The organism is Mycobacterium sp. pR1184 (assembly GCF_041287235.1).
GTDB lineage: Bacteria > Actinomycetota > Actinomycetes > Mycobacteriales > Mycobacteriaceae > Mycobacterium.
In genome coordinates this window covers 78278-99614 of the sequence record NZ_JBGGKR010000007.1, presented here as the reverse complement: position 1 = coordinate 99614, position 21337 = coordinate 78278, and the positions used below count along the sequence as shown (strand labels likewise).

Here is a 21337-nt window from a genome sequence, read left to right as displayed (position 1 = left end):
CGTCAATTGCTGAAGAACTTCAGCGGTCGCTCGACGAACTCGAACACCACGCCATCCGGCGACCGCAGAAACGCGATGTACAAGCCGTCGATCTTGGTTCCGGGTAGCGGGCACCACACCGGATCACCCATCCTTTCAACCGAATTCGGTATAGCAGACAGTGCCTTGTCCACGTTCTCGACCCGCAATGCGCAACGATAGAGTCCCTGACGGTTGCCGCCCCACGGCACCGGCGCATCAGTCGTGGTGTCCGGATGCTGGACCACCGTGACGGTGAACCGTTCCCGGTCCTCCGCAAGCGCGAAGCGAGCGACGACGCATTCGACGGAATCGGCTGAGCCGCCCGGCGCCAACTGGTTGCCCGAAACCGGTACTGTCCTTGGCGCCTCGATCTCGATGAAACCGATCGCGGTCATAAACTCCGCGGTGGCGAGCATATCGATGGCCGCGATGCGGATGCCGGAAAACAGAGCGCCGGCCGACGCGTCCAAATCGTTTGCGGCCTGGGCTAACTCGACGACGACGCCGTCGGGGTCGAGTGCGAGCACCGATTTCGCGCCCGAGATGGGCCCCTCAACCGGTTCGCCGACCGGCACGCCCGCCTCGCCCAGGGCCGCAGCGGCATTGTCCAGATCCGCCACCCACATGAGCGCGGCGCGGATGCCCCGTCTGGTCGGTTCGGTGCGTTGGTCGCGTGCCAGGGGCGGGGATTCGTAGGCGATCGCCTCAAGTGCGCAACCGTCGCGCCCACCTCGCGCGTCGTACAGAAACGCAGTAGAACAGTAGGTTTCGTCGTCGATGCCCAGGATGGCGCCGTTGGTCGGCACAGTCGGGTCGGTGCGCATCCTGGCCGACAGGCCCAGAACGCCCGAGTACAGCCGCTCCGTCGCTTCTAGGGATTCACAGTTCAGGTTGACGTGCAGGAACCGGCGAGCTAGATCATCGGATGCCACTACAGAACAACCGATTTGACTTTGAGATCGATGATCTCGTCCTCGCTGAATCCCAATTCGGCCAACAGCGCGTCGGTGTGCTCGCCGTGCCCCGGAGCGCACTTCAGCGACAATGGCGCCTCGTCGAACTGCACGGGGCTACCCGCCAGCGCGAACTCGTTGCCGTTAGCGTCGGACGTGCGGGGTAGGTAGCCGTTGGCCAGTACCTGTGGGTCATCATGAATCTCGCGCGCAGTGCGCATCACGTCCCACACCCCGTCGAAGCCTTTGAACGCCGCCTCCCAGTGCGCCAGGTCATGCTGACCGATCGTCTTGCGCAGTTCGACGATGCAGTCGGCACGGTTTTCGAACCGCACCATGGCGTTGGCGAATCGCTCATCGGCGATCAGGTCGGGCCGCCCGAGTCGCGTGCAGAAATCGGCCCAGAACCGGTCCGCCTGCAGGAGCACGAAGGCGATGTGGCGTCGGTCGCGCGTCTGGTAGATGCTGGCCACCGGGTTGGGCATCTCCGCCAACTGGAACTTCGGGATGTCCTGTCCAGTGATGCCCGCGCCGACGATGTCGGGGCCCAGCTGCCAGATCGCCGAACTGAGCAGGGAAACGTCAACCACCGATGGTTGCCCCGTGCGCTCGCGTTTGTAGAGTGCGCCGACGATGCCCGAGGCGATCGCAAAGCCGCCGTACACGTCGCCGAATGCCGGTCGCTGCAACGGCGGGTATGAGCCGTCGCCGGCGGCGTAGGCCTCGCCAATCCCACCACGTGCCCAATACGCGGCCAAGTCGAAACCGCCCTGCGTAGCGAGATCGCCCTTGGTTCCGTAGCCGTGGCCGCGGGCATAGATGATTGTGGAGTTGCGGGTGCGTACTTGCTCGACGTCGATGCCCATCCGCTGACGCGAGTCCGGCAGCAGATTCGTCAGGAACACATCAGCGGTTTCGATGAGTTTCATCAACAGTTCGAGACCCTCGGCCGTCGACGAGTCGAGACCGATGCTGCGCTTGCCCCGGTTCGGCTGTTCGATGAAGTGATTGACGCCCCCGGCGCCTGTGACGATCCCCGAGCTGATCAGCCCGCGCTGCGGATCACCGGTCTCCGGGTGCTCGATCTTGATGACGTCGGCCCCCCAGTCGGCGAGCACCGCGCCGGCCGCTGGGACGAAGCTCCACGCGGCGAGTTCGACTACGCGAACGCCATTGAGAATATCGGTCATGCGATGGGATATCCGATCGTCTTAGTCTGCAGGTACTGTTCGAAGCCCTCGTGGCCGTTCTGGCGCCCGATGCCACTCATCTTGTAGCCGCCGAACGGCGCGTCCGCGCCGTAGTACATGGCGGAGTTGATCATCAGCGAACCGGTGCGGATACGGCGCGCGACGGCCATGGCCCGCTCGGTCGAGCCCATGATGGCCCCGGCCAGGCCGTAGCGGGAGTTGTTCGCCAACTCGACAGCGGCGTCGTCGCCGCCCTCGTACGGCGTGATCGACAGGACCGGCCCGAAGATCTCCTCCTGGAAGATCGTGTGAGCCGGTTCGACATCCGCAACGACCGTCGGCGCCACGAAGTAGCCGCGGTTTAGCCCCTCCGGCACGCCCCCGCCGACGGTGACGCGGCCACCGTCGCGCTTGGCGATGTCGATGTAGTCGAGCACCCGATCCCGCTGCTTGGCTGACACCAGCGGCCCACAGAAGGTGTTGGGATCCGACGGGTCGCCGACGCTGAGCGCACCGAAGGTGGCCGTGGCTACCTCGACGGCTTGCTCGTAGAGCGATCGCGGCACCAGCATTCGGGTGGCGAGCGCACAGCCCTGCCCGGAATGCATCAGCGCGCCAATGCATCCGGGCAACGCCGCGTCCAGATCGGCGTCGTCGAGCACCAGATACGCCGACTTGCCACCGAGCTCGAGCATGTTGCGCTTCATCGTGTCTGCGGACAGACGCTGGATGAGCTTGCCCACCGCCGTCGAACCGGTGAAGGACACCATGTCGATCCGCGGATCGGTGGCAAGTACCTGCGCGACGTTATTGTCGGACGCCGGAACGATGTTGACGACACCGGGCGGGATGTCGGTCTGCTCGGCGATGATCCGGCCCCACCGCAACGCGCTCCACGGCGTCTCGATCGCCGGCTTGAGCACCATGGTGTTTCCGGTCGCCAGAATCTGGCCGACCTTGTTGCTGATGATCTCGAACGGGAAGTTCCACGGGGTGATGGCTCCGACCACCCCCATCGCCTCCTTGACGACGACGCGGTTGTACGGAACCCCCATCTTGGCGTCTTGGTCGAGCATCCGCTCCCACGCGAACTTCGAGATGTATTCCGCCGGCCACTTCACCGCATCGGCCAACGGCCACTCCAGTTGCGCGATATAGGTCATGCCCACCGTCGAACCGACTTCGGCGATCAGTTCGCCGCGGATGTCCTCCTTCTCCTCCTGCAACGCGTTATGCAGCTGCAGCAGGCAATGCTTGCGGAATTCGTGGTCAGTCGACCAGTCGGTGGTGTCGAATGTGCGCCGGGCAGCGGCGATCGCCTGTTCCATGTCCTCGGCGCCCGCGTCCGTACAGGTTCCGAGCACTTCCTCGGTGGCCGGATTGACGTTGTCGACGGTCTTGCCCGTGGCAGAATTTCGCAGCCTGCCGTCAACATAGAGACGGGTTTCCGGATTGAACTGGACGGTTGTTGCGTCGACCGGCGATGCCGTCATTGGCACTTCCTCCTGCTGGACTGTGGGCGCGACCTAGTGTACCTCTTATAGATAATTGTTTAGCTGATTCGAGCGTAGGCCGGATCCCGATACCGGACAAGGGGGGTTACCGCAGTGCTTGACGCCGCCGACGACGCCGCGAACAGTGCCGACTTGGTGTCCGAGGTAGCCACGTTTCGTCAGCATCTACGCCAGTATCTGCGCAACCTCGACTGCGCCGACGAATGGCGCACCGCTGCGTCCACGACCGCCGAGGCCGGGCTCGAACACGATGCAGCGGTGATGGCACGTTTGCACGCCGACGGCTGGAACCGATACGGCTGGCCCGAGGCGGCCGGCGGCTTGGGCGGTAACGAGATTCACCGTGCCGTCCTCTACGAGGAGCTCGCGAACGCGATGCTGCCCATCCCGGCACAGGCCTGGAGCTTGGAGGTGATGGGGCCCGCGATCCTGAAGTTCGCCCCCCACCTGGCAGGTGAGTACCTTCCGCGCTACCTCGACGGCACCGAATGGTGGGGGCAGGGCTTCTCCGAGCCGGAGTCGGGCAGCGACCTGGCCTCCCTGCGCACCCGGGCGACCGAAGACGGCTCGGGTGGATTCGTCGTCAACGGCCAAAAGATCTGGACCAGTCAAGGCGGTACGGCCAAGCGGCTCTGCGTGCTCGTCCGCACCGGGTCGCCAGAGAGCAGACACCGCGGCCTGACGATGACACTGATCGACACGGACGCACCCGGCGTGACGGTACGGCCGATCGCGTTGGCCAGCGGGCGGCGCGAACTCGCCGAGGTCTTCTTCGACGACGTCCGGGTACCGCCGGAACGGCTGGTCGGCGAGGTCGGGGCCGGCTGGGCCGTGACGATGTTCCTGATGCAGTACGAGCGCGGCATGTACGGCTATGCGGCGCTGAACAAGGTGCTGATGGAGTTGGGGCGGCTGCGCGAATACATGGTGGCCCGTGGAGCGGGCGCGGCCCAGCGAGAGCGGTTCGCGCGCGTCTACGTCGACGTCATGGCGGCGCAGGCCCGCGCCGCCACCACCGTGCGCAAGCTCGCCGCCGGCGAGTCCGTGGGCCCCGAGAGCAGTATCGACAAGCTGCTCTGCAGTGAAGCCGAGCGCGCGGTCAACGACCTGATCCTCGACGTCGCGCGAGACCACATGATGGCCGGCACCCGGGGCGGCCCCGCCGAGCTCGACACCGCACGCGCGGAGTGGTGGTACTCCCGGGCCGCCACGATCATGGGCGGTACCGCCGAGGTTCAGCGCGGGATCATCGCCGACCATATTCTCGGGTTGCCGAAGGAGAGGCGCGCATCGTGACCGTGCGCACCCGAGGGGCAAATCCGACCGACGAATCGTGGCCCATGATCGAAGAGGCGGTGTTCCGCCTGTTTGACGAAGTCGCGGCCAAGCAAGACCACGTCGCCCTCGATCCGCTGCTGGCGGAGCTCGGCTGGTCGGAGATCGAGTCCGAATACCCGGTAGACGCATGTGCGCTGTTGTTCCGGGCGCAAGGGCGGACCCTGGCGCTGACCGACGCGCTGGACCGCGTCATGCTGGCCGAGCTGGCGTCGTTGGTGGACTCACCGGTCGACGCCGTCGTGTTGCCGGCTCTGTCCCACGGCTCCACGCCCAGTTCGAACGAGGGCCAGGTGAAGGGCATCCTGCTCGGCCCGCTGCGCGGCCGCGTCCTGGTTCCGATGTCCGCTGCCATGGGAACCGTGTCCATCGCCGTCGTCGACGCCGATCAGCTGCGGGGCGAACGACTCGACACATTCGACGAAACGGTGATCTGGACTCGCGTCGAAGGCGCCGCCGACGGCGATCTCGTCGACGCGTCAACCGAGTGGGGCCGTGCGATCGCGGCGGCGCATCGCTGCCTGGCCACCGAACTCGTGGCGTTGGCGGATCAGGCCCTGCACCTCGCCGTCGAACACGTCAGCGTCCGCGTCCAGTTCGGTTCGCCGATCGGGTCTCTGCAGTCCCCACGCCATGCCCTAGCGGCCGCCGCGGCCAAATTGGAAGGCACGCGGGCACTTCTCGAGGAGTCGTGGCGGTACGGCGAGGTGTTGTCGGCGTACGCCGCCAAGGTGGCAGCAGGACGGGCACACCGCGCCGTCGCCGATGCCGTCCTGCAGGTGTGCGGGGCCGTCGGGTTGACCGCCGAACATGACCTCCATCGCTACGTGAAGCGCGGCTTTCAGATCGATGCGTTGTGCGGCTCCTACGCACAGTTGGAGTCGCTGCTGGCCGACCGCCTGTTCAACACCTACGCGCCCGGGCGCGCACTTCCCGCGATCATCAACCTGGACTGAGGAACCATGCGCCGCAACATTTTCGATGAAGTACACGATGACTTCCGCGCCACCGCACGCGAGTTCTTCGAGCGGGAATGCGTTCCCAATGTGGAGAAGTGGGAACGCGACGGCAAGGTCAGCCGTGAAGCGTGGCTGGCCGCGGGCGAGCACGGTCTGATCGGCTGGGAGTTCGACGAGCAGTACGGCGGGCTCGGTGTGAAGGACTTCAGGTTCAATCAGATCATCTCCGAGGAGATGTTCATGACCGGCTCGGTCGGCATCGGCCTCGGCGTCCAGAACGACATCCTGATGCCGTATCTCAACACCTTGACCACCGATGAACAGAAAGCGCGCTGGCTGCCGAAGTTCATTTCCGGGGAGTACATCGGCTCGATCGCGATGTCCGAGCCGGCGGCGGGGTCCGACCTGGCCGGCATCAAGACCACCGCGCGCGACGAGGGCGATCACTGGATAGTCAACGGGCAGAAGACGTTCATCAGCAACGGGCTGCTGTCGAAGCTCGTGCTCACGGCTGTGAAGACCGATCCGGCGGCTGGGCGAAAAGGAATCAGCCTGCTGATGATCGAAGACGGGATGGAGGGTTTCACCCGCGGCCGCAAACTCGACAAGATTGGGCAGTTCTCCGCTGACACCGCGGAGTTGTTCTTCGACAACGTCAGAGTTCCCAAGGAGAACCTGGTCGGGGAACTGAATCGCGGCTTCTATCACCTGGTGTCCAACCTGCCCTTCGAGCGAGTCGGCGTGGCCTGCTACGCATTACCCGCAGCGCGGCGGGCTCTCGACCTCACGAAGGCCTATGCGCTGGAGCGCACGGCCTTCGGCCAGCCGATCGGTAAGTTTCAAGTCAACCGGCACTTCATCGCCGAGATGCAGGTCAAACTCGATGCCGCACAGACATATCTCGACCAGTGCGTGCTTGCCGTCAACGAGGGCAGCCTCTCCGACGCCGACGCGGCGGGCCTGAAATGGTGGACCTCCGAGGTGCAGTGGGAGATCCTCGACCGGTGCCTGCAGCTGCACGGCGGCTACGGCTACATCAACGAATACGAGGTGGCGCGGCTGTGGCGCGACTCACGGGTACAGCGGCTTTATGCGGGCACCACCGAGATCATGAAGGACTTGATGGGCCGCGCGATGGGTTTTTGACGATGAGCTTGCTCACGTCAGTGAGCGCGTTAGCGGTTTACGCAGGGCCGTTCGGCTAACCTACAAACAGTTAGTTAATTACTACTATCGGTGGAGGGTCTCGACATGGAGGTCACCAGCCTTCGCGAGCCGAAGATGGCCGATCGCGTGGCTACCGTCCTGCGCAGGATGTTCATCCGCGGCGAGATCGCCGAAGGGACGATGCTCCCCCCGGAGTCAGAACTCATGGAGCGGTTCGGCGTGTCACGGCCGACGCTGCGCGAGGCATTCCGTGTCCTCGAGTCGGAATCGCTCATCGTCGTGCAGCGCGGCGTACGTGGCGGCGCGCGGGTCACCCGGCCACGACGCGAGACGCTTGCCCGGTATGCGGGAGTCATTCTCGAGTACGAAGGAGTAACACTCAAAGACGTCTACGACGCGCGAATCGCGCTCGAAACGCCGATGGTCGTGCAGCTGGCCAAAACGCGCAATGCAAAAGCGATCACTGAGTTGGAGCGGATCGTCGAAGCCGAGGAACAGTTGAAACCGGGCAGCGATGCGGTGGTGCAACTGACCGACTTCCACGCTGCTATTGCCCGGCTGTCGGGCAACAAGACCTTGCAGATCGTCAGCGACATGCTGCATCACATCGTTGAGAAGGCGAATCGCTCCCTGCAGCCCACCGAAGGTGCTCGCGCGGAGCAGGCAGTTCGCCGGTCCGCGAAGACACACCGCATGGTGTTGGACCTGATCAAGGCGGGGGACGCCGAGAAGGCCGGCGAACTGTGGAGAAAGCACCTGCAGAAGGCGGAGGAATTCGTGCTGTCGGGTTCCGAATTGTCCACCGTCGTAGACCTTCTCGAATGACAGACGTCAGCCGGGACGCCGGCCACGACATCGAGACGCCGATCCACCTGCTTCGGCGATTCGGTGTCGAGGTGTTGATCGCGGATCAGGAATCCGCCGTCGTCGAGATGTCGATGCCGCTCGCGGGCATGCGAAACCCCTTCACCGATCTACCGACCGTCGGCCCACTCGGCGTGCTCATCGATGCGGTCGGCGGATTGTCCAACCACTTCCGGTGTCGCGACGCCGAATGGACGGTGTCCACCGAATTGGCCATCGAACTGAGCCCCGAGGGCAGTGACCGGGCGACCGCCGTCGGCGCTTCCCCCGTCGTCACATCGGGGCGGCCGCTGGGCCCTCGCGACAGCACGTCAGCGCTTTCGGTGTGCACGCTGACCTGCGACGGCGTAGTAGTCGGCGGGGGCACCGTGCGGTCGTACTACGTCATGCCCGACGCGCTCGACCTGAGCGAGCCCGCCGAGACGGTGGCCAAGAGTCACAACACCTCTCTGGCAGAACTGATGGCCGTGGAGCCCATGCCGCCTGCCGACGCTGGGCGGGTCCTGCGCCAGCACGTAGACCCGTTCCTTAACAACGCCGTCGGCGTGATCAACGGCGGAGTCGCCTCGGCGGGACTCGAATTGGCCGCTTCCGCGACGGTGAACACGGATGGTGCGCCGATGCGGACCGCGTCGGTCCGGGTGAACTTTCTGCGTCCCTTCTACGCCGGCGACCAGTCTCGCTACGAAGCGGCGCCGCTGCGCGTCGGACGCGGCACCGCCGTCGCCGACGCCCGTGCGATCGGGGACGACGGCAAGCCCGCGGTGATGGCGCGCGTGACCGCCTACCGCTAGCGACTACTTCTTGGATCGGGCACGGAACGCGGCGACTCGCTCCTTGAACTCCGGGGTCGAGAACGACGTGAGTTCCTCGGCGAGCGCGTACTCCAGGACACCTTGAGCAGCCCGGGCAAGGTGCATGTTCAGCGCCACCTTCGACGATCGCAGAGCCTGCGGCGGCAGTGCGGCGAACCGCTCGCCGAGTGCCAGCGCCTCCTCGAGCACCGCGTCGTCGGGGACGACCCTGGTGACCAGATTCAGCTTCTCCGCGATCGACGCGGTGATGCGATCGCCAAGCAACACATACTCTTTGGCTTTCATCATGCCGATCAGCAAGGGCAGCATCGCTGCGCCGCCGTCCCCGGCAGTGAGCCCAACGGCCACGTGTGGGTCGGCCAAGTAGCTGTTCTCCCCCATCACCAGCAGGTCGGACAACAGCGCGATCGAACAACCTAGCCCGACCGCCGGCCCGTTGACCGCGGACACCAAGGGCTTCGGGAAGTTGATGACCTCGAGGAAGACGGTGCGGGCCTCGTGGATCTGAAACGCGCGGGCCACCTCGTCCTCGATGAGGCGGCCGAACATCACCATGTCCCCACCCGCCGAGAACGCCTGGCCGACGCCGGTGGTCACGACCGCCTTGACGTCACTGTCGGCGTCGAGCACCTTCCAGATGGTGGCGAACGCGTGGTGCACCTCTTCGGTGACGGCGTTGAGCGCCTCTGGCCGGTTGATGCTCACGACGTGGACGTTGCCGCGCTTCTCCACCAACAGCCAGGGGGCGAACTGCTCGTAGCCGGCGAGGGTGGCGATGTCGGAAGTCGTCATGTGATGTCCCGTCAGTCTTTCTTATTGGAAAGGATGGTCACCGCGGACACCGCGGTTGGACCACCGATGTTGTGCGCCAGCGCAACCCGGGCACCGTCGACTTGGTTCTCCGCCTGGCCGCGGAGCTGGTTGAACAGTTCGTAGCACTGCGCCACACCGGTGGCGCCCGGGGGGTGCCCCTTGGCCTTCAAACCGCCGCTGGGGTTGATCGGGATCGAGCCGCCGACATAGTTCTCGCGGGCCTCGACCAGCTTGTACGCCTCGAACCGGCTGGCGAAGCCGAGGTCCTCGTAGCTGATCAGTTCCACCCCGGTGAAGCAGTCATGCACCTCGGCCACATCGATGTCACTCGGTGTGAGCCCCGCCATCCGCATGGCCGACTTCGCCGCCCGCACGGTCGGCGGAAAGGTGGTCATGTCCTGCTTGTGTTGATGCATCACCCGATCCATCCCGATGCCGACCCCGCGCACCCAAACCGGGCGGTCCGTGTAGCGATCGACTACGTCCTCGGCTGCCAAGATAACCGCCGCCGCGCCGTCGCTTTGGGGTGTGCAGTCGTAGAGGCCGAACGGTTCCACCACGATGGGTGCGGCGAGCGCCTTCTCGACGCTGATCTCGTAGCGCAGTTGTGCTTTGGGATTCTTCAGCGCATGGAAGTGGTTCTTCACCGCGACCATGGCCATGTGTTCCTTGGTCGCCGGCGACTCGTGCAGATACCGGGTGACGTGCAGTGCGAAGTTCGCCGGAGCCACCAGACCGAGTGGGTAGTCCCAGGCGTTGTCGCGGGTCATCGCCGCCCAGTCCCAGAAGGTGGTGTTGGAAGCGGTCTCGCGCACCTTGTCCGCCCCCACCACGAGGACCACGTCGTAGAAGCCCGACGCGACGGCGATGGTTCCGTTGCGGATCGCGTCATTGCCTGTGGCACAGGCATTCTCGACGCGGGTGACAGGTATGTCGGTGAGGTCGAGGGTATCGGCGAGGATTCCCGACGGGAAGCCGTCGGTGGTCGAGAGCTCTCCGAACCACGCCGCCTCGATCTCGGACTTCTCGATGCCCTTGTCGACGTTGCCGACGGCTTCGGCGTAGGCCATTGGCACCAGGTCCTTGATGCCGAGTTCGAAATGTTCGGCGAACGGGGTCATGCCGGCACCCACGATGGCGACGTTCCTCATGCCAGAACTCCTTCCTCGCTACGGCCGGGCCAGAACGCGTAGCCGTAATCGGGTATGCCTGCGCGGGTGGCGATTCGTCGCAACACCACCGCACCGGAATCGCCGATCGTCGTTTCGCCCGCGGGAACCCCGGTCACCTTCATCAGCACCCGAACCGGGCTGTCGTCGAGTTGCACGACGGCCAGTGAGTAGGGGCTGGGCAGATCGGGTACCGGGATCCGGATGGTCGTGTGGGTGTAGACGGTGCCCGTTCGCGGCAGCGGCTCCAGCCGGTATTCGGTGGCGAGGGCGCCGGAGTTGTCGACGCGGACGCGGGGCGGGAACTGCGGCGCCGAATCGATCCCGGGCCGTTCGTCGAATATGGCTGCTTCCCAACGAATCTTGGGCTCGAATGCGCGACTGTACGCCGGCAGGGAGATGGGGATGCCAACCCCCTCGGCGACCCGACTGGCGGGAAGCTCACGCGCGGGCGCCTCATCGCGGACAACGCGCAGCCCGGTGGCACTGCTGAGTTCCGCGACGCTCATCGTCGCCTGTTCCGCCGCGAACACCAGGCCGGAGGTGCCGCTCTCGATCGCCGCGGCGATCACGTTGATGACTGCCGCGGCTGACGCCTGAGGGTCCTCCACGGCCGCTTTCGTGTCGACACCACGACCAAGTTGCGCGGCGGCCACGCCGGCCACCGCGGCCACGACGGGGGCGCCGGTCAACTCGAGGCGGCTCAGGGTGCCCCGGATTCCCACTTCACGCTGTAGGCGCGGGTCGGCGTAGGAATGACGCTTGCCATCGTCGCCGCGGGCCAGCAGTGGCAGGCTCCGCGTCTGACGTCCGACCGCGGTCAAAGTGGGTTCGCCGTCACCGGTCAACACAGCAGCCGCGCCCACCGCCGCGCTGTTGTCGTCGGCCGCGATCACCAGCGTGCCGGGCGGTGCCGTCACGATCTGGTCCAAGACCGCAGGCGCACCGCCCAGCACCTCCGCGATCGGCGTATTAGCCGGTAATGACAGTGCCGCCAGCAGGACTGCACCGTTGCCGCCTTCGATGAGCGGAAAGTCGCGCGAGACCAGGACCACACGTCGGGCAACAGCATCAGGGTCGGCAGCCCGGCCAGCCGCCACTGCCATGGTGAGCGCGTCCTCGTCGGGTCCCTTGACCCGGCGGTCGCCCTTGGACCACGGCGGCACATAAGTGCCGATCGAGATGACGTGGGTCATGGTGCCTCAGCTCCTGTGCGGCGGGGCCGCCGCGGTCGTCCTTTGAATGCGATATATAGTTATAGCATTCGGGTGCTGGGTCCGCGCCCACGGGGTGAGAGGAGCGCAAGACGGTGGACAGGTCGGGTTCTCGCACGCTCAAGGACCGGGTGCTGGTGGTGACCGGTGCGAGCCGTGGGATCGGCCGCGCGATGGCGGTGCGAGCCGCTGCCGACGGCGCCGCGGTTGCCCTACTGGCGAAGACCGATGCCCCCAACGCCAAGCTGCCCGGCACCCTGCGCGAGTCGGCTGACGCGGTTCGCGAAGCCGGCGGCCGGCCACTGCCGGTCGTCTGCGACGTCCGTGATCCGGAGGCGGTGGTAGCGGCCGTGGCAAAAGCGGCAGAGGCGTTCGGCGGGATCGACGCCGTGGTCAACAATGCGGGCGCACTGGACCTGCGCCTTACGTCGACGCTGCCTCCGAAGAACTTCCGCCGTCTGCTGGAGATCAACGTCGAAGGGCCCTTTTCGGTGGTGCAAGCGGCGCTGCCATACCTGCGGCGGTCCGACAACGCCCACATCGTCAACGTCTCCCCTCCGGTGGATCTGGAGCCACGCTGGGTTGGGGCACACGTCGGCCATACGGTCGGCAAGTACGCCGAAAGTCTGTTAACGCTGGGCTGGGCCGCGGAATTCGCGTCGGTGCCCATCGCGGTGAACTCACTGTGGCCCGCGGTCACGGTGGCCAGCACCGGGATGATCGTCGCGATGGGCGACGCCGTTCGGGCGCAGGCTCGCGACCCCCGAATCATGGCCGACGCTCTGCACGCCTTGATCACCCGGCCCGCCGATTGCAGCGGCCACTTCTACACCGACGAGGAAGTGCTGCGCGAGGAAGGTATTGACGACTTCGCCGGCTATCGACTCGCCGCCCACGAGAATGATCTGACGCCGAACTTCTATTTGCCGTCCACGCCGTTACCCACGGTTTAGGTTGAGCCGTGATTCAATTCGACGCGCTGCGCGCCAACGAACCCGACCTCGCCAAGCTTCGTGCATCAGTCCGGGAGTTCCTGCAGGCCGACCAGTCGGAATACGGCTGGGCGCCTGACATCGACTCCTGGCTCGGGCAGTGGGACGAGGGATTCAGTGCACGCCTCGGTGCGGCAGGCCTTGTCGGGCTGATCATTCCGGAGAAGTACGGCGGACGGGGTTTGACCCACCTCCATCGCTACGTGGTGACCGAGGAATTGCTGGCGGCGGGTGCCCCGATCGCCGCGCACTGGGTCGCCGACCGACAGGTCGTTCCGGGGTTGTTGGCCTATGGCAGCGAGGAGCAGCGCGAGCGGCTGCTGCCGCGCATCGCTGCCGGAACTTTCTACTCCTGCATCGGCATGAGCGAACACGGTGCCGGCTCCGACCTCGCGGCCGTACAGACCAGGGCGACCAAGACCGCCGGTGGCTGGCTGCTCACCGGGACCAAGGTCTGGACCAGCGGGGCACATCACGCGCACCAGGTTGTGGTGCTCGCCAGGACGAGTCCGCCTGACCCGCAACGACGGCACGACGGCTTCAGTCAGTTCCTGGTTCCCTGTGACGCCGAGGGCGTGCGGATCGAGCCGATCCTGTTGATGAACGGCGACCATCATTTCAACGAAGTCGCCTTCGAGGATGTCTTCGTACCGGACGGCGACGTGCTGGGCGAGGTCGGCCAAGGATGGCACCAGGTGACCGCGGAATTGTCCTTCGAGCGCAGCGGGCCCGAACGGATCCTGTCGACCGCACCGCTGATCGTGGCGGCGATCCGGCTGTTGAGCAGCTCCGGAGGCACCGACGACACCACCGCCGGCATCGTCGGCGACCTTCTGGGACGGCTGATTTCGTTGCGACAGCTGTCGGTCTGGGTGGCACGCATGCTCAGTGAGAACAAGAATGCGGCCAATCAGGCGGCGCTGGTCAAGGATCTGGGCACGCGGTTCGAGCAGGAGTCCATCGACGTGATCACCGACGTGCTCGACCGGACAGCGGTGACACCGGAACTGGCGGCGCTGATGACCACCGCCGCGCTGCACAAGCCGGTGTTCACCTTGCGCGGTGGCACAAACGAGGTGTTGCGCGGTGTCGTCGCACGCGGAATGGGGCTGCGGTGATGACGTTTTCGAGCGGCGTGTTCGGCACCGACACCGCCGATGACGAATATACCGAGCTGCGGCAGCTGGTCGACGACATCGGGCGGCGATCGTTCGACGCCCGGATCGGTCAGCGCAGAATCCCCGAGCAGTTCGACGCGGAGTTGTGGCGCAACCTCGAGGACACGGGGCTGGCGCGGTTGACGAGCACTGCGGACTTGGGCGCGGGTCCGCCTGAACTTGCCATTACATTATCGGGCATCGCCCGGCACGCGGGTGCTGTCCCGCTGGCCGAAACCGACGCGCTGGCAGGCTGGCTCGGCAACCTGGCGGGCATCGAACTCCCGGCAGGACCGCTCACCGTCGCGATCGCTGACGCGGATGCTTCTGGGCGACGTGTCTGCGGAACGGCCAGCGACGTTCCGTGGACGCGCGCATGTGCGGCCGTGCTGCTGCTCGCGCGAAGCCCCGACGAGGCGCGCGTTGGCGTCGTCGACATCCATGATGCCCAGTTGGCCGACAGCCACAATCTGGCCGGAGAGCCACGCGATCGACTGACCTTCAACGTGGCCGCCGACGAGCTCGCTGTCGTCGACCCAGCCGCCACCGACGAGTTATCGCTGCGCGGCTCATGGTGTCGCTGTGTGCAGGTTGTTGGTGCGCTCGATGCGGCGGCAGCGATGTCGGTGACGCACACACGGGAACGAATCCAATTCGGCCGGCCCCTGAGCAAGTTTCAGTCCGTCCAGCATGCGCTTGCCGCCATGGCCGGCGAGATCGAACGCGCTAGAGCCGCCGCCACGCTTGCCGTCGCGGCGGCCGCCGAATATGGGTTCAGTTGTCGCGAAACCGAGTTCGCGGTTGCCGTCGCACGCGTGGCTGTCGGACGGGCCGTCACACCGGTCACGACCATCGCCCACCAACTTCACGGCGCGATCGGTGTCACGGCCGAACATCCGTTATCGGCCGTGACACTGCGCGCCCAGAGCTGGAGCAACGACTACGGCACGACCGCCGGCTACGCGCGTCGCCTCGGACGGATGGCCCTCGATGCCGCCGACCCGTGGGACCTGGTAATCGGCAATTTTCGACCGGTGCAGTCAACCTGAAGGGAGAATCAGTGACAGTCGAGAAATTCAATGGTGTGTCCGCGATAGTCAGCGGAGGCGCGGGCGGCCTGGGCGAGGCCACGGTGCGGCGATTACATGCCGAAGGTCTCGGCGTGGTGATCGCGGACCTGGCCGCAGATAAGGGCAAGGCGCTGGCTGACGAGTTGGGCGGACGCGCGGCCTTCGTCAGTACCGACGTGACGAGCGAAGACTCGGTCAAGGAAGCGATCGAACAGGCCAACCAACTCGGCCAACTCCGGTACGCCGTCGTCGCACACGGGGGATTCGGCGTCGCACAACGTATCGTGCAACGCGACGGCAGCCCGGCCGATTTTGCCGGCTTCACCAAAACAATCGACCTCTATCTCAACGGGACCTACAACGTCGCCCGGCTCGTCGCCGCCTCGGTGGCGACCGCCGAACCGCAGGCCGACGGCGAGCGAGGCGCCTTGGTGCTCACGGCGTCCATCGCCGGTTACGAGGGCCAGATCGGTCAAACTGCTTACGCCGCAGCAAAAGCCGGTGTGATTGGATTGACGATCGCCGCTGCGCGCGACCTCAGCTCCGCCGCCATTCGGGTGAACACGATCGCCCCCGGGACGATGAAGACGCCGATCATGGAGTCGGTCGGAGAAGAGGCAATCGCGAAGTTCGCGGCGAACGTGCCCTTCCCCAAACGCCTCGGGGCTCCTGCCGAGTTCGCCGACGCAGCGGTCTTCCTGCTGACCAACGGGTACGTCAACGGCGAAGTGATGCGCCTCGACGGCGCACAACGCTTCACTCCGCGTTGACTTCTCGTGTGCCCGGCATTTCCCGGCCACCGCGCTCTAATTATTGAAATAGTTGTATGTTTAGCGGCCGGGCGAGTAGCATCCTTGGGTGGTGCGGCTCACACCGTGGCACACGGTGTGAGCATATTCAACTCAATCGAAGGTAACCAGGGAGCACTTCATGTCCTTACTCGACGGTCGGGTCGTCTTCATAACGGGCGCGGCCCGCGGACAGGGACGGTCACATGCCGTCACGTTCGCCGAGGAGGGCGCGAACATCGTCGGTGTGGACATCTGCCACGACCTCGATGTCGTGCCCTACAAGCTCGGCACCCTCGAAGACCTGGAGGAAACGGCCCGGCTCGTCGAAAAGACCGGCCAGCAAATGCTTATAGCGCAGGCCGATGTGCGGGACAAAGAAGCGCTGCAGGCGGCCTTCGACACCGGGGTACAACAGTTCGGCTACATCGACACGGTGATCGCCAACGCGGGTGTCATCCTCACCAATGTCGATGAGGTGGACGCCTCCGAGGCGTTGCGGGTCGGAATCGACATCATGCAAATCGGGGTCTGGAACACCTTCCAGGTCGCCATCCCCCACATGAAGGAACGCGGCGAGGGGGGCAACATCGTCGCGACCAGTTCGATGGCGGCGTTACTCGACATGACCGACGGCCGCGGCGGCTCCGACGCCTACACCATGGCGAAACTGGCGATCACCGGCTTGGTGCGCGCGTATGCGAATTTGCTTGCAGCCGACCGGATCCGAGTGAATGCCGTCGCCCCGACCAACTGTGTCACGCCCATGGTGACCGAGAACCCCGCGCTGTTCAAGGTCATTGAAGCGTACCCGCACCTGGCGAACGCGATGCAGACGGCGCTGCCCGACTTCCCGATGATCGAGCCCAAAGACGTCAGCAACGCCATTCTGTTCCTGATCTCCGATCTGGGCCGGTCCTTCACCGGAAGTCTGCTCAAGGTCGACGCCGGCATGGATGTCCGCCGCTAGGGACGATGTTGGTGGACTACGGGATTCGGGATAAGTCGGCGCTGGTCGTCGGTGGGAGCAAGGGCATCGGTTTCGAGGTCGCACGGATGCTCGCGGCCGAAGGGTGCCGGGTTTCCGTGCTGGCAAGAACGAAGGCCGCCGTCGATAGCGCCGTGCAGGCGATCCGGCGCGAGAAGGGGACGGCCATAGGCGTGTGCGCGGACGTCTGCGAGCCCGAGGCGCTCGATGACGCGATCCGGCAGGTCGGCAACGAGTTCGGCTCGCCACTGATCGTCATCGGGCAAGCCATCTACCAGCGCCCCGGCGACTTTGCCGACATTGAAGATCTGAACGTCTATCGTGAATCGTTCGAGGCGTACACGATGAGCCAGGTTTTCCTGCTCCGCGCGGTCCTTCCCGGGATGCAGGAAGCGGGGTGGGACGCTTCGTGCACATCGGTTCCGGGACCGCCAAGGAGCCGACCGGAAACATCCACCATGTGGTCGCCAACGCCACCAGACCCTCGACGATCGGATTGCTCAAAACGGTGTCCGACGAGTACGCCCGTTACGGGGTCACGGTCAACACCGTCGCTCCGGGGTGGATCGAGACCGACAACGCGATCGCCTATCTCGAGAAGAACGTGGGCCTCGCCGATGAGCAGCAGCGCCGCGACTTCATGCTCACGCAGGCCCGCGTTCCCGCGGCACGGATGGGCAAACCGCGCGAAATCGCGTCACTCATCGCGTATTTGTGTTCGGAGACCGCAGGTTACGTTACCGGGGCGTGGATCGAGGTCGACGGTGGACTGCACCGTTCGGCGTTCTGAGGATGGGGGACAACCATGAGCACCGACCAGCAGGAACGAACAATCGCAGGCGTGGCTGAACTCGAATGGGCGAAATTGCCGATGGCCACCGACCGGGGAGCGGGCTGGAAGGCGGTGCGCGACGCCGGACCCGTGGTGTACATGGACGGGTGGTACTACCTGACCCGACGCGAGGATGTCCTGGCGGCGCTGCGAGATCCAGGCACGTTCTCGTCGAAGAAGGCGTTCGACGAGCTGGGCAGCCCATTGCCGCTGGTTCCCATCTCATTCGACCCGCCCGAGCACACCCGATTCCGCAAGATCCTGCAGCCGTTCTTCAGTCCGCACACGCTCAAAGACTTGCTGCCGTCGCTGCAGCAGCAGGCGATCTCCATCGTCGAAGCGGCTGTAGCGCAGAAGGAATGCGACGTCATGGCCGACATCGCGATCCCCTACCCGTCGCAGGTGTTCCTCACGTTGTTCGGCCTGCCACTGCAGGATCGCGACCGCCTGATCGCCTGGAAAGACAACGTGATCGCGCTGTCGGAGCTGCCGTCGATGGAGGGCGCCGACCTAACCCCCGCACTTGAACTGGTCACCTACGTCTCTGAGGCGATCAATGAGCGCCGCCAGAATCCGGGAAACGACCTGCTATCACAGGTGCTCACCGGTGATGACCCACTCGACGACGCCGAAGCGATCGGGCTGAGCTTCCTCTTCGTCCTCGCTGGCCTCGACACGGTCACCGCGTCGATGGGCTTCGCCCTGCTGGAATTGGCGCGCAACCCCCAGCTTCGGCGGGCACTGCGGGAGAACCCGGAGGAGATCCGAGTCTTCGTCGAGGAGATGGTCAGACTGGAGCCGCCCGCCCCGATCGTGCCGCGCGTGACCACTCAGGAAGTGACGATCGGCGGCGTGACGTTTCCGGCGGACACAAAGGTGCGCCTGTGTCTGGCGGCGATCAATCGCGACGACACTGACGAGATCTCGGCGAACCACGTGGTGATGGATGGAAAGGTCCATCCGCACTGGGGATTCGGCGGTGGCCCGCACCGGTGCCTCGGATCCCACTTGGCCAGGATAGAGCTCACCCTGATCGTCGAGGAATGGCTCAAGCGGGTACCCGAATTCGAGGTGGCCCCGGGCTGCGAGCCCGAGATCGTCTTTCCGGCAAACACTTTCGCCCTCGGCTCGCTGTTGCTGAGGTATTGAGTGGTGGCCGCCGCAAACACATTCCACACCGTCGCAGTGGTGTGCGTCGAGTGCCAGAACGGCGTACTCGGACCCGAATCGGTACTTCCACAGCTCGCCGCTGACAGCGCGGGACTCGTCGAGAAGCTCCGCCGGCTCCTCGACGCAGCGCGGACATCCGGTTTCAGGGTCGTCCATGCCACCTATGAAGGCACGCTGGGCGGCGGCCACCCGGGCACCGCACGGATTTGGCGGCTGCTGGGACCAGCAACCGCGGCGTGGACGCCCGGTTCCCATGAAACTCGAGTTCTTCCTGAGCTTTTCGCGCCGACCGACTTGGTGCTGCCGCGCCACCATGGCCTGTTCCCTACCATGGATTCCGAGCTGTTGCCGGTCCTTCGTGGCCTCGGCGTGCAGACGATCGTTCTCGCGGGGGTGTCGTTGAACCTCGCGCTGCCGATCTCGGCCGGGCATATCACTCAGGCCGGCTTCGAACTCGTCGTCCCACGCGACGCCGTTGCGGGCACACCGCCCGAATACGGGGATCAGGTGCTGGACAACACCATTGCTGTGCTCGGCCGGTTGACCACGGTCGACGACCTCATCGGAGAATGGGCCGCCGGCAACGGCTGAGCGATCGAAGTTCGATTCTGAACAGTGAGCGCGTCGTGGTGGCACCGGGTGTGAAACGAATTTGCGGTTCGCAAGTGGTCACCTCAGTGTGAAGCACGCAGCCTTCGGTGCGGCCTGGGCACACCGACAACCTTCCACCCAGTCGACAGGCCCGCCAACTATCGAGACGTCCAATTGCCGAGCGGTCCGGCCGACTAACCACAGCTCGAAAAAACGAATTAATAGTTTGATGTTTAGATAATTTGGGAAAGAATGGCCTATGAAACGGCTGAACGGCTGGGACGCACTGCTTCTATACAGCGAGACACCCAACGTGCAGATGCACACGCTCAAGATCGCGGTGATCGACGCATCCGCGACCGGTCGCGCCTTTACCGTTGCAGACTTTCGGCGCACTATGGCAGAGCGGGCCGCGGCATTCGACCCGCTGCGTTATCGACTCGTCGACATTCCTTTCAAACTCCACCGCCCGATGTGGATCGAGAACTGCCGCGTCGACATCGACTACCACGTCCGCGCTGCGCATGTACCCCCTCCGGGGGGCCGGCGTGAATTAAACGAGCTGATCGGCAGAATCGCCTCTGAGCAGCTTGATCGCCGCCGCCCGCTGTGGGAGATCCACTTCGCTGACGGGCTGGCAGACGGCAAGTGCGCGGTGATCGGCAAAGTCCACCATGCCCTCGCCGATGGTGCCGCCGTCGCGAATCTCATGGCCAAGGCTGCCGATAGCGACATACCCCGCAGCGTCGAACAGATCGTCGACGAATGCGCCTTGCCGTCACGCCGACAACTACTGCTTGAAGCCGGACGCGACCACATCAGTCAGTTCCGCCAGATCCCCTACCTGGTCAGGGATACCGCAGCTGGCATCAAACGTTTGCGCCGCCACAAATCAAGCAACGCCGAACACGCACCGGCCCGCAAACCGCGGCCCACTTTCCTCAACCACGTGGTTGCGCCGCAGCGGACTTTCGCCACGACAACCATTTCGCTGGCCGATATCAAGGAGACGAGCAAGCACCTGGGTGTAACCATCAACGACCTCATCCTCGCGATGACCGCTGGCGCGCTGCGCCAATTGCTACGGCATTACGACGGATCGGCTGACGACCCCATCGTCGTCTCCGTGCCGGTCAGCACCGACCCGTCCACGGACAGAATCAGCGGCAACGCACTTGCCGGAGTGACGTTGAGCCTGCCCGTCCACATCGCCGACCCCATCGAGCGGGTGCGGCTCACCCGCGCGGCTGCCACCGAGGCCAAGGAAAGACACGAACTGCTCGGGCCGCCGTTGCCCGGCAGATGGCTCAGCTATGTGCCGCCGGCCATCTTCGGTCCTGTGATGCGCCGGCTGGCTCAGCGTGACGCTCACAACAACCTCTACAACGTCTCGGTGTCCAACGTGCCGGGCCCGCGACAGCGGCGCCGGTTCGCCGGCGTCGAGGTCACCGAGTTCTACTCGGTGGGCCCGCTCACCTTCGGCACCGCGGTGAACATCACCGTATGGAGCTATGTCGACCAGCTCAACATCTCGGTTTTGTCGGACGACCGAACCCTGGGTGACACCCACGAGGTCACCGAGGCGATGGTCCACGCGCTCAGCGAAATTCGCTGTGCTGCGGGGCTGCCGGGCGATCTCGCAACGGTCGACACAGCGATGAACGACACCGGAGCCTGCGGTTAGCCACCGCGGCCGACAGCGGCACGGGGAGGATTCAAGCTTCCCACCTGGACA

Annotated in this window: 19 protein-coding genes and 1 pseudogene; 14 read left to right on the top strand and 6 right to left on the bottom strand. The window is 65.1% G+C overall.

Features of this window, described 5'->3' with window-relative positions:
• Positions 1-2 precede the first annotated feature (2 nt).
• Genes ACAG21_RS14245 through ACAG21_RS14235 form a run of 3 tightly spaced genes read right to left on the bottom strand, consistent with a single transcriptional unit; the run spans position 3 to position 3657 of the window.
• A complete protein-coding gene (locus tag ACAG21_RS14245; protein WP_370496745.1) occupies positions 3-953 on the bottom strand; it encodes a VOC family protein in 951 nt (316 codons plus the stop codon).
• Positions 953-2164 (bottom strand): CaiB/BaiF CoA transferase family protein, encoded by a 1212-nt coding sequence (locus ACAG21_RS14240; RefSeq protein ID WP_370496744.1) that lies wholly within the window; start codon positions 2162-2164, stop codon positions 953-955. The genes ACAG21_RS14245 and ACAG21_RS14240 overlap by 1 nt, the downstream gene beginning before the upstream one ends.
• Positions 2161-3657: an aldehyde dehydrogenase family protein gene (locus ACAG21_RS14235; RefSeq protein WP_370496743.1), complete on the bottom strand. Its 1497-nt coding sequence runs from the start codon at positions 3655-3657 to the stop codon at positions 2161-2163. The genes ACAG21_RS14240 and ACAG21_RS14235 overlap by 4 nt, the downstream gene beginning before the upstream one ends.
• A 156-nt stretch (positions 3658-3813) precedes the next feature.
• On the opposite strand from ACAG21_RS14235, the gene ACAG21_RS14230 reads away from it, so the two are divergent.
• The 5 genes from ACAG21_RS14230 (at position 3814) to ACAG21_RS14210 (ending at position 8797) form a co-directional block, all read left to right on the top strand.
• The gene (locus ACAG21_RS14230; RefSeq protein WP_370496986.1) at positions 3814-4974 is read left to right on the top strand and encodes an acyl-CoA dehydrogenase family protein; all 1161 of its coding nucleotides are present in this window, start codon (positions 3814-3816) and stop codon (positions 4972-4974) included.
• 44 nt (positions 4975-5018) lie between these two features.
• On the top strand, positions 5019-5969 hold the full coding sequence (locus tag ACAG21_RS14225; RefSeq protein ID WP_370496985.1) for an acyl-CoA dehydrogenase family protein: 951 nt from the start codon (positions 5019-5021) through the stop codon (positions 5967-5969).
• A gap of 6 nt (positions 5970-5975) precedes the next feature.
• Positions 5976-7118, top strand: coding sequence for an acyl-CoA dehydrogenase family protein (locus ACAG21_RS14220; RefSeq protein ID WP_370496742.1), 1143 nt, complete (start codon positions 5976-5978; stop codon positions 7116-7118).
• Positions 7119-7223: 105 nt separating this feature from the next.
• Complete coding sequence (locus ACAG21_RS14215) at positions 7224-7964, top strand: FadR/GntR family transcriptional regulator (protein ID WP_370496741.1); 741 nt, start codon at positions 7224-7226, stop codon at positions 7962-7964.
• On the top strand, positions 7961-8797 hold the full coding sequence (locus ACAG21_RS14210) for a PaaI family thioesterase (protein ID WP_370496740.1): 837 nt from the start codon (positions 7961-7963) through the stop codon (positions 8795-8797). Before ACAG21_RS14215 ends, ACAG21_RS14210 begins: the two co-directional genes overlap by 4 nt.
• 3 nt (positions 8798-8800) lie before the next feature.
• Here the strand turns inward: ACAG21_RS14210 and ACAG21_RS14205 are convergent, their stop codons facing one another.
• Genes ACAG21_RS14205 through ACAG21_RS14195 form a run of 3 tightly spaced genes read right to left on the bottom strand, consistent with a single transcriptional unit; the run spans position 8801 to position 11996 of the window.
• Entirely contained in the window at positions 8801-9610 is an 810-nt protein-coding gene (locus ACAG21_RS14205) for an enoyl-CoA hydratase/isomerase family protein (RefSeq protein WP_370496739.1), read from the bottom strand.
• Positions 9611-9621: 11 nt separating this feature from the next.
• Positions 9622-10782, bottom strand: a complete 1161-nt coding sequence (locus tag ACAG21_RS14200; RefSeq protein ID WP_370496737.1) for a thiolase family protein — start codon at positions 10780-10782, stop codon at positions 9622-9624.
• Positions 10779-11996 (bottom strand): Zn-ribbon domain-containing OB-fold protein, encoded by a 1218-nt coding sequence (locus ACAG21_RS14195; protein ID WP_370496735.1) that lies wholly within the window; start codon positions 11994-11996, stop codon positions 10779-10781. The genes ACAG21_RS14200 and ACAG21_RS14195 overlap by 4 nt, the downstream gene beginning before the upstream one ends.
• Before the next feature lie 113 nt (positions 11997-12109).
• Here ACAG21_RS14195 and ACAG21_RS14190 point away from each other — a divergent pair, with 113 nt between their 5' ends.
• The 9 genes and pseudogenes from ACAG21_RS14190 to ACAG21_RS14150 all read left to right on the top strand — a co-directional run bounded on the left by ACAG21_RS14190 (position 12110) and on the right by ACAG21_RS14150 (position 21286).
• Positions 12110-12967 (top strand): SDR family oxidoreductase, encoded by an 858-nt coding sequence (locus ACAG21_RS14190; protein WP_370496733.1) that lies wholly within the window; start codon positions 12110-12112, stop codon positions 12965-12967.
• A gap of 8 nt (positions 12968-12975) precedes the next feature.
• Positions 12976-14124 carry an acyl-CoA dehydrogenase family protein gene (locus tag ACAG21_RS14185; protein ID WP_370496732.1) on the top strand — a complete coding sequence of 383 codons (1149 nt, stop codon included), beginning with the start codon at positions 12976-12978 and terminating at the stop codon, positions 14122-14124.
• Complete coding sequence (locus ACAG21_RS14180; protein WP_370496731.1) at positions 14121-15212, top strand: acyl-CoA dehydrogenase family protein; 1092 nt, start codon at positions 14121-14123, stop codon at positions 15210-15212. Before ACAG21_RS14185 ends, ACAG21_RS14180 begins: the two co-directional genes overlap by 4 nt.
• An 11-nt stretch (positions 15213-15223) precedes the next feature.
• On the top strand, positions 15224-16003 hold the full coding sequence (locus ACAG21_RS14175) for an SDR family oxidoreductase (protein WP_370496730.1): 780 nt from the start codon (positions 15224-15226) through the stop codon (positions 16001-16003).
• Positions 16004-16163: 160 nt separating this feature from the next.
• A complete protein-coding gene (locus tag ACAG21_RS14170) occupies positions 16164-16991 on the top strand; it encodes a mycofactocin-coupled SDR family oxidoreductase (protein ID WP_370496729.1) in 828 nt (275 codons plus the stop codon).
• A gap of 5 nt (positions 16992-16996) precedes the next feature.
• Positions 16997-17799, top strand: a pseudogene (locus ACAG21_RS14165) (SDR family oxidoreductase).
• Between the two features lie 15 nt (positions 17800-17814).
• A complete protein-coding gene (locus ACAG21_RS14160; protein WP_370496728.1) occupies positions 17815-18990 on the top strand; it encodes a cytochrome P450 in 1176 nt (391 codons plus the stop codon).
• 3 nt (positions 18991-18993) lie between these two features.
• Positions 18994-19602: an isochorismatase family protein gene (locus ACAG21_RS14155; RefSeq protein ID WP_370496727.1), complete on the top strand. Its 609-nt coding sequence runs from the start codon at positions 18994-18996 to the stop codon at positions 19600-19602.
• 259 nt (positions 19603-19861) lie between these two features.
• Positions 19862-21286: a wax ester/triacylglycerol synthase family O-acyltransferase gene (locus ACAG21_RS14150; protein ID WP_370496726.1), complete on the top strand. Its 1425-nt coding sequence runs from the start codon at positions 19862-19864 to the stop codon at positions 21284-21286.
• The last annotated feature ends 51 nt before the right edge of the window (positions 21287-21337 follow it).

Coding starts and splice junctions, on each gene's coding strand:
- ACAG21_RS14240 (WP_370496744.1), bottom strand. CDS start 2,164: ATGACCGATATTCTCAATGGCGTTCGCGTAGTCGAACTCGCCGCGTGG.
- ACAG21_RS14235 (WP_370496743.1), bottom strand. CDS start 3,657: ATGACGGCATCGCCGGTCGACGCAACAACCGTCCAGTTCAATCCGGAA.
- ACAG21_RS14225 (WP_370496985.1), top strand. CDS start 5,019: ATGATCGAAGAGGCGGTGTTCCGCCTGTTTGACGAAGTCGCGGCCAAG.
- ACAG21_RS14220 (WP_370496742.1), top strand. CDS start 5,976: ATGCGCCGCAACATTTTCGATGAAGTACACGATGACTTCCGCGCCACC.
- ACAG21_RS14215 (WP_370496741.1), top strand. CDS start 7,224: ATGGAGGTCACCAGCCTTCGCGAGCCGAAGATGGCCGATCGCGTGGCT.
- ACAG21_RS14210 (WP_370496740.1), top strand. CDS start 7,961: ATGACAGACGTCAGCCGGGACGCCGGCCACGACATCGAGACGCCGATC.
- ACAG21_RS14205 (WP_370496739.1), bottom strand. CDS start 9,610: ATGACGACTTCCGACATCGCCACCCTCGCCGGCTACGAGCAGTTCGCC.
- ACAG21_RS14200 (WP_370496737.1), bottom strand. CDS start 10,782: ATGAGGAACGTCGCCATCGTGGGTGCCGGCATGACCCCGTTCGCCGAA.
- ACAG21_RS14195 (WP_370496735.1), bottom strand. CDS start 11,996: ATGACCCACGTCATCTCGATCGGCACTTATGTGCCGCCGTGGTCCAAG.
- ACAG21_RS14170 (WP_370496729.1), top strand. CDS start 16,164: ATGTCCTTACTCGACGGTCGGGTCGTCTTCATAACGGGCGCGGCCCGC.
- ACAG21_RS14160 (WP_370496728.1), top strand. CDS start 17,815: ATGAGCACCGACCAGCAGGAACGAACAATCGCAGGCGTGGCTGAACTC.
- ACAG21_RS14150 (WP_370496726.1), top strand. CDS start 19,862: ATGAAACGGCTGAACGGCTGGGACGCACTGCTTCTATACAGCGAGACA.